This is a genomic window from Vibrio sp., from assembly GCF_050299255.1.
Classification (GTDB): Bacteria; Pseudomonadota; Gammaproteobacteria; order Enterobacterales; family Vibrionaceae; genus Vibrio.
The window spans coordinates 1-2,408 of the sequence record NZ_JBNKVP010000162.1 but is presented as its reverse complement, the minus strand read 5'-3'; the positions used below and the strand labels follow the sequence as shown (position 1 = coordinate 2,408).

Below are 2,408 nucleotides of genomic sequence, written 5' to 3'. Positions count from 1 at the left end.
GGTGAGTAAACCACAACCGGAGGGGTTGAGAATGAACAGAATCTTAAGAATAGGGTTAATCAGTATTGGTGTTGTGCTTGGCCTGGTAATTTTGTTTGTGGCTGTTATGTATTTCAGCCTGCAAAGAGAAGTCAGTAAGATGAAGTCTGTAGGGACACAGGAAATCACCGAGAATGTCTATATTATTCAGAACATTGCTCCTGCCGGGGGCTCAGTTTATATGTACCTGGTCAAAAGCGGTGATCACTACCTTGCCATTGATGCGGGCGCTGCACCTGATCTGGTTCAGCCGGAGTTTGATAAGCTTAACATCGATCCGCAGGATGTAGCAGTTGTGCTGCTCACTCATACTGACACGGATCACATTGGAGCACTCAGCCTGTTTAATAATGCTGCGATTTATATATCTGAGGCAGAAGAGCAAATGATCGACGGGCGCACTGCCCGTTTTATGAATTCATATAACACATTAGACTATGACTATACGATAATCACTGATGGGCAGGTGACGGACCTTCTGGGCTTAAAAGTTGAAGGGGTTCTGACACCCGGTCACACACCGGGCTCCATGAGCTTTATCATTGACGATAAATATCTCTTCGTTGGTGACACAATGGGATTAGACAAGGGAGAAGCATACACTGGTAGTGGATTGTTTGCATTATTAATCTACTATATGGATCGAGACGCCCAGAATGAGTCTATGCAAAAGCTGGCAAATTTGAACGGTATTGAATACCTATTTACCGGGCATCATGGTTACACCAGTGATCTTGCTACAACGTTTGCAGGGTGGAATCAATAGCTTAAGCCATTGGCTACAAGTTAAGAGTTCTTGCGAGTTGTCAAGCCAATAAATGGATACAATTCGCCTGTGAAAAAGACGAAACAGAAATCAAAAAGTACGGTCCAGCATACACGGGCTATCCAGGTTGATAAACAAAAACGCCCACTCGTTGATAATTTAACGGAAGAAGTGGAAACGTTGTTTACCGAGATGGTTCATCCACTTACCTTGTTACAGTGTGAGCTATTCCGAGAAATGGGCTTACGGGAGCGAACGCTCACGCTACCCGTGATGATGGCCTTGTTACTCAGCGCCGTCTGGCGGCAAATCGCTGGGGTAAGTGAATTAGTTCGGTTGATACATGCCGAAGCCATGCTGTGGGCAGAACCAAAGCAGGTTTCGCAGCAGGCCCTCAGTGAACGGTTGAATACCTTACCCGCGAATTTGTTTCTCAAGGTACTCAACCAGCTTTTACCCCAGATGCAACAACGCTGGGAAGCCAGGAAGCGCCCCCTACCACCAGAAATTGCCTGGGTTCAAGAACGATTTACAGCGTGCCTGATTGTAGATGGGTCAACTTTAGATGCCTTAATTCGCAAGGTCGGCTTGCTGCGTGACCTGGAGAAACATCCATTGGCCGGAAAAATGACCGCCCTGCTTCATTTAGGGTCTCAGCTTCCAGACAAGATTTGGTTCGATAGTCAGGCCACCTGCCATGACCAAACGTTTTGGGGGCAAATTGTCCAACAAGTGAAGAGCGGGAGTTTGGTATTGTTTGACCTGGGTTATACCAACTTCGCCCGGTTTCGAGAACTGACGGAGAAGGAAATCACCTTTATTACCCGTGCCAAAAACAATCTCAAATACGAGTTTGTGCATTCTCTGACTAAAACACCTGCGTTTCGTGATACCCTCATTTGGATTGGGGTGGATGATGACCGACAGCCGTTACGGTTGATTGAAGTCCTTTATGGGAATAACTGGCGGCGTTACTTAACCAATGAACTGGACGCGGAGCGTCTGCCAGCCCGTCATTTGGTCTCGCTTTACCACCGCCGCTGGTCTATCGAACGTGCTTACGCCACTGTCAAACGATTGCTTGGCCTGGCCTATTTCTGGTCTGGTTCCCAAAATAGCGTGGAGTTGCAATTGTGGTCAACCTGGATCGTCTATACCGTGTTAATTGACCTCTCTGATGAGGTGGCCGGATTGTTAGCGTTGCCATTTGAATGCATCTCCGTCGAGATGGTTTTTCGCTCACTCTACTACTATTTGAAAGCGGTTGAACGGGGAGACGCTCGGCCTCTATCTGATTACCTGGCTTCCCGGGCCTCCGACCTGGGGATTGTCAAGCGCAAACGGAAAAATCGAAAAAATGTGTTTGATTCATGGCCCTTGACAATTACCGCTAATCCTTAACTTGTAACCAATAGGTTAAGGGGACGGCTTGAAGGCCGTCCCCTTGCTGTATGCGTCTAATATCATTGGTTGGTGAATCGTCCATCGGGCATAGGCATACTGACAATACTGAAAATCCAGTAAGGGAGCAACAAATGGGCCATCGAGCGAATCTCGTTATTGTTGATGAGGCTGGCTATCAACTGTATTACTGTCATTGGTG

At 47.2% G+C, this 2,408-nt stretch carries 2 protein-coding genes; both read left to right on the top strand.

Annotated elements, in window-relative coordinates; translation table 11 throughout:
* A partial coding sequence (locus ACQY6F_RS18760; protein ID WP_428776620.1) for an MBL fold metallo-hydrolase occupies window positions 1-805 on the top strand: 805 nt, incomplete at its 5' end.
* A gap of 69 nt (window positions 806-874) precedes the next feature.
* Window positions 875-2,206, top strand: a complete 1,332-nt coding sequence (locus ACQY6F_RS18755) for an IS4 family transposase (RefSeq protein WP_428776619.1) — start codon at window positions 875-877, stop codon at window positions 2,204-2,206.
* Window positions 2,207-2,408 lie beyond the last annotated feature (202 nt).